This is a genomic window from uncultured Subdoligranulum sp., assembly GCF_937890665.1.
In genome coordinates this window covers 1-4,285 of the sequence record NZ_CALADU010000170.1, presented here as the reverse complement: position 1 = coordinate 4,285, position 4,285 = coordinate 1, and the positions used below count along the sequence as shown (strand labels likewise).

Here is a 4,285-nt window from a genome sequence, read left to right as displayed (position 1 = left end):
AATACCACCCTGCCGGTGGTGGGCATCCCCATGAAGGGCGGCGCGCTGGACGGTCTGGACGCCCTGCTGGCTACCGTACAGATGCCCAGCGGATTCCCGGTGGCCACCGTCGCCTTGAATGGCGCCAAGAACGCCGCTTATCTGGCAGTAGCCATCCTTGCTGTGGCTGATGAGGAGCTGGCCGCCAAGCTGGAGCAGTTCCGCACCGACACCGCCGCGGCCATCGCCAAGAAGGATGCCGCCATCGCCGCTGAGGCTGCTGCGCTGTAAACAAAATCTTGCACACCGACACAAAACGGGGTACAATGGAATTGCGATTGTGCACTCGTTTTTATACATTACATAAAAGGGAGCGTTTATCATGAAATACGAAGTTAAAGAGCAGATGTACGAAGGCAAGGCTAAGCAGGTTTTCGCGACCAGCGACCCTAACATCGTGATGGTCCACTACAAAGACGATGCCACCGCCGGTGACGGTGAGAAGAAGGGCACCATCCGCGATAAGGGCATCGTTAACAACAAGCTGTCCAACGCCCTGATGCAGAAGCTGGAAAAAGAGGGCGTTCCCACCCACTATGTGAAAGAGATCAACGACCGCGATACCTTCGTGAAGAAGGTTGAGATCGTGCCTCTCGAGGTCATCATCCGCAACGTAGCTGCCGGCCATTTCAGCCTGCGCATGGGTGTCCCCGAAGGTACTCCTTTCAAGACCCCCATCCTCGAGTTCAGCTACAAGAACGACGATCTGCATGACCCGTTCATCAACCACTACTACGCTCTGGCGCTGGATCTGGCCACGCAGGAAGAAATCGACACCATCACCAAGTACGCCTTCAAAGTCAACGAAGTGCTGAAGAAGATCCTGCTGGACGCCAACATTCGCTTGATCGACTTCAAGCTGGAGTTTGGCCGCCTGCCCGACGGCACTATCATCCTGGCCGACGAGATCAGCCCCGACACCTGCCGTTTCTGGGATGCCACCACCGGCGCCCATCTGGACAAGGATCTGTTCCGCCGGGATATGGGCGGTGAGGCCGACGCCTATCAGGAAGTCATGAAGCGCCTGCTGGGTTGATTTGAGAAAACGGAGCAGAAAGCGGAATGAGTGAACTTTCCCAATACACCGAATCGCTGCACGAAGAATGCGGCGTCTTCGGCATTTATGACAAAACCGGCGAGACCGATATGGTCAGTGCCGTATACAGCGCGTTGTACGCCTTGCAGCATCGTGGTCAGGAGAGCTGCGGCATCGCCTTGAACGTGGACGGCGTTCTGTCCGGCCATCGGGATCTGGGCCTTGTCAGCGAAGTCTTTACCAAGCGGGTGCTGGAAGAGCTGCCCCACGACGCCAAAATGGCCACCGGCCATGTGCGTTATGCCACCGCCGGCCAGCGGAGTCGTTCTAATGCCCAGCCCATGGTTTTGCATCACTGCAAGGGTGCCATGGCGGTATGCCATAACGGCAATCTGGTCAACGCCCCCAAACTGCGCCGCAAGCTGGAAATGAGCGGTTCCATCTTCCATGGCACGTCCGATACCGAGGTCATCGCCTATCTGCTGACCCAAAACCGTCTGCTGACCCCCAACATCGAGATGGCGGTTAGCCGCACCATGGACGAAATCGAGGGCGCTTACAGTCTGGTCATCATGACCCACACCAAGTTGATCGCCGCCCGGGATCCTCACGGATTCCGTCCGCTGTGCATCGGCGAGTTGACCAACGGCAGCGGCTACGCTTTCGCCAGCGAGTCCTGCGCGTTGGACGCGGTGGGCGCGAAGTTTGTGCGGGATGTACGTCCCGGTGAGATTGTCATCGCTGACCACGACGGCCTGCGATGCATCGATACCCACTGCGGCACTGCCCCCCACACCATGTGTGTGTTCGAGTACATCTATTTTGCCCGTCCCGACTCTGTGCTGGAAGGCACCTGTGTGCATGAAGCCCGCCTGCAAGCCGGCCGTTTTCTCGCGCAGGAACATCCCGTAGAAGCGGATGTGGTCATCGGCGCACCGGACTCTGGTCTGGATGCGGCATTGGGGTATGCGCAGGAGAGCGGTATCCCCTACGGCATCGGCTTCGTCAAGAACAAGTATGTAGGCCGCACCTTCATTCAGGGCAACCAGAAGCAGCGCGAAAACAGCGTGCGCATTAAGCTCAACGCCATCGAGTCCACCGTAAAGGGTAAGCGCGTTGTGCTGGTGGATGACTCCATCGTGCGCGGCACCACCAGTGCCCGCACCATTCGGCTGCTGCGGGAGGCCGGCGCCAAAGAAGTCCATTACCGCATCAGCGCCCCTCCCTTTGCCCATCCCTGCTATTTCGGCACCGATATTCCGGATGAAAAGCAGTTGATTGCCACCGGCCATACGGTGGAAGAGATCAACCGTCTGGTTGGTTCCGATACGTTGGGCTATCTGAGCATCGAGCATGTCCAGCAGTTGGCCATCCACAGCCGTTGTGGTTTCTGCACCGGCTGCTTCACCGGCCATTACCCCGTAGACCCGCCGGCGGAAACGATGGACATTGTCTACGACAAACCGCTGAGCACTTCCAACCCGAACAAAAAACTGTGACCGGCCCCACGGCCCCTGCGCCGTGACCGTGTCTTGGCAACAATACCCGATAGGAGTAACCGACATGGAAAAAAGCTATTCTGCCAGCTACGCCGCTGCCGGCGTGGACATTACAGCCGGCTACCGCTCCGTCGAACTGATGAAGCAGTATGTAGCCCGCACGATGACCGAAAATTGCATCGGCGGTCTGGGCGGTTTCGGCGGTCTGTTTGAGCTGGACTGCTCCGGTATGGAGCATCCGGTCCTGATCTCCGGCACCGACGGCGTCGGCACCAAACTGCGCGTGGCCCAGTACATGAACAAGCACGATACCATCGGCATTGACTGTGTGGCTATGTGCGTTAACGACGTAATCTGCGCCGGCGCCAAGCCGCTGGTCTTCCTTGACTACATTGCTTGCGGCAAGAACATTCCCGAGAAGATCGCCGAGATCGTCAAGGGCGTGGCAGAAGGCTGCGTACAGGCCGGCTGCTCTTTGGTAGGCGGCGAGACCGCAGAACACCCCGGTATGATGCCCGAAGAAGAATACGATCTGGCCGGTTTTACCGTGGGCGTTGTGGACAAGAGCAAAATTCTGGACAACTCCACCATGCAGCCCGGCGACGTGATCCTCGCTTTGCCTTCCACCGGCGTACATTCCAACGGCTTCTCGCTGGTGCGCAAGATTTTTGACATCGACCATCACCCCGAAGTGCTGGATAAGACGTTTGACGGCATGGACAAGACCCTTGGGGAAGCCTTGCTGGCTCCCACCAAGATCTATGTCAAGCCTGTACTGGCCTTGATGGAGCAGGTCACCGTGAAGGGCGTGTCCCACATCACTGGCGGCGGCTTCTATGAAAACATTCCCCGCAGCTTGAAGAAGGGCTGCGCCGCTCACATCGCCAAGGCGGACGTCCGTACGCCGGCGCTCTTCGACGTACTGGCCAAGGAAGGCAACGTGCCGGAGCGCGACATGTTCAACACGTTTAACATGGGTGTTGGCATGACCATCGTAGTGGCTGCCGAGGATGCCGACAAGGCCCTTGAAATTCTGCACGCCCACGGTGAGGAAGGCGCCTATCGTCTGGGCACCATCGTGGAAGGCGACGGGGTGGAACTGGTATGAAGCGTGTAGCTGTACTGGTTTCCGGCGGCGGCACCAATCTGCAGGCGCTGCTGGAAAGCGAAGCCCGCGGTGAAAACCCCAACGGAAAAATCGTGTTGGTGGTTGCCAGCAAGCCCGGCGTCTATGCGCTGGAACGCGCCGCCAATTTTGGCGTAGAAGGCACCGTAGTCGCCCGCAAAAACTATGCGGACAGTGAAGCCTTTGACGCTGCCTTGCTGGATACGCTGCAGCAACACAACATCGACGTGGTTGTGCTGGCGGGATTTCTCTCGGTACTGGGGTCCCGTGTCATCGAGGCATACCGCAACCGGATCCTGAATGTACATCCCAGCCTGATTCCCAGCTTCTGCGGCCCCGGCTTTTACGGGCTGCGTGTCCATGAGGCGGCGCTGGCCCGCGGCGTAAAGGTGACCGGTGCCACGGTGCATCTGGTCAACGAAGAGTGCGACGGCGGTCCCATCCTGCTGCAAAAGGCAGTGGCCGTTCAGCCCGGCGATACCCCGGAGGTGCTGCAAAAGCGCGTGATGGTGGAAGCCGAATGGAAGCTGCTGCCCAAGGCTTTGGCGATGGTTTGCAACGACGACGTGTAAGCAATGAAAAAGA

The 4,285-nt window shown here is 58.5% G+C and carries 5 protein-coding genes; all 5 read left to right on the top strand.

Annotation, left to right across the window (positions count from 1 at the left end; translation table 11 throughout):
- Positions 1 to 270: AIR carboxylase family protein (locus Q0526_RS09770; RefSeq protein ID WP_298733005.1), on the top strand; the 270-nt coding region annotated here is incomplete at its 5' end.
- A gap of 91 nt (positions 271 to 361) precedes the next feature.
- Positions 362 to 1,075 carry a phosphoribosylaminoimidazolesuccinocarboxamide synthase gene (gene purC / locus Q0526_RS09765; RefSeq protein WP_298733003.1) on the top strand — a complete coding sequence of 238 codons (714 nt, stop codon included), beginning with the start codon at positions 362 to 364 and terminating at the stop codon, positions 1,073 to 1,075.
- Between the two features lie 26 nt (positions 1,076 to 1,101).
- Positions 1,102 to 2,574 carry an amidophosphoribosyltransferase gene (gene purF, locus Q0526_RS09760; RefSeq protein ID WP_298733001.1) on the top strand — a complete coding sequence of 491 codons (1,473 nt, stop codon included), beginning with the start codon at positions 1,102 to 1,104 and terminating at the stop codon, positions 2,572 to 2,574.
- A 64-nt stretch (positions 2,575 to 2,638) separates the two neighbouring features.
- Complete coding sequence (gene purM / locus Q0526_RS09755; protein WP_298732999.1) at positions 2,639 to 3,682, top strand: phosphoribosylformylglycinamidine cyclo-ligase; 1,044 nt, start codon at positions 2,639 to 2,641, stop codon at positions 3,680 to 3,682.
- On the top strand, positions 3,679 to 4,272 hold the full coding sequence (gene purN / locus Q0526_RS09750; protein ID WP_298732997.1) for a phosphoribosylglycinamide formyltransferase: 594 nt from the start codon (positions 3,679 to 3,681) through the stop codon (positions 4,270 to 4,272). Before purM ends, purN begins: the two co-directional genes overlap by 4 nt.
- Positions 4,273 to 4,285 lie beyond the last annotated feature (13 nt).

Bases quoted from the DNA above. Each gene is read 5' to 3' on its own strand.
- purC (WP_298733003.1), top strand. From the start codon at position 362: ATGAAATACGAAGTTAAAGAGCAGATGTACGAAGGCAAGGCTAAGCAG.
- purF (WP_298733001.1), top strand. From the start codon at position 1,102: ATGAGTGAACTTTCCCAATACACCGAATCGCTGCACGAAGAATGCGGC.
- purM (WP_298732999.1), top strand. From the start codon at position 2,639: ATGGAAAAAAGCTATTCTGCCAGCTACGCCGCTGCCGGCGTGGACATT.
- purN (WP_298732997.1), top strand. From the start codon at position 3,679: ATGAAGCGTGTAGCTGTACTGGTTTCCGGCGGCGGCACCAATCTGCAG.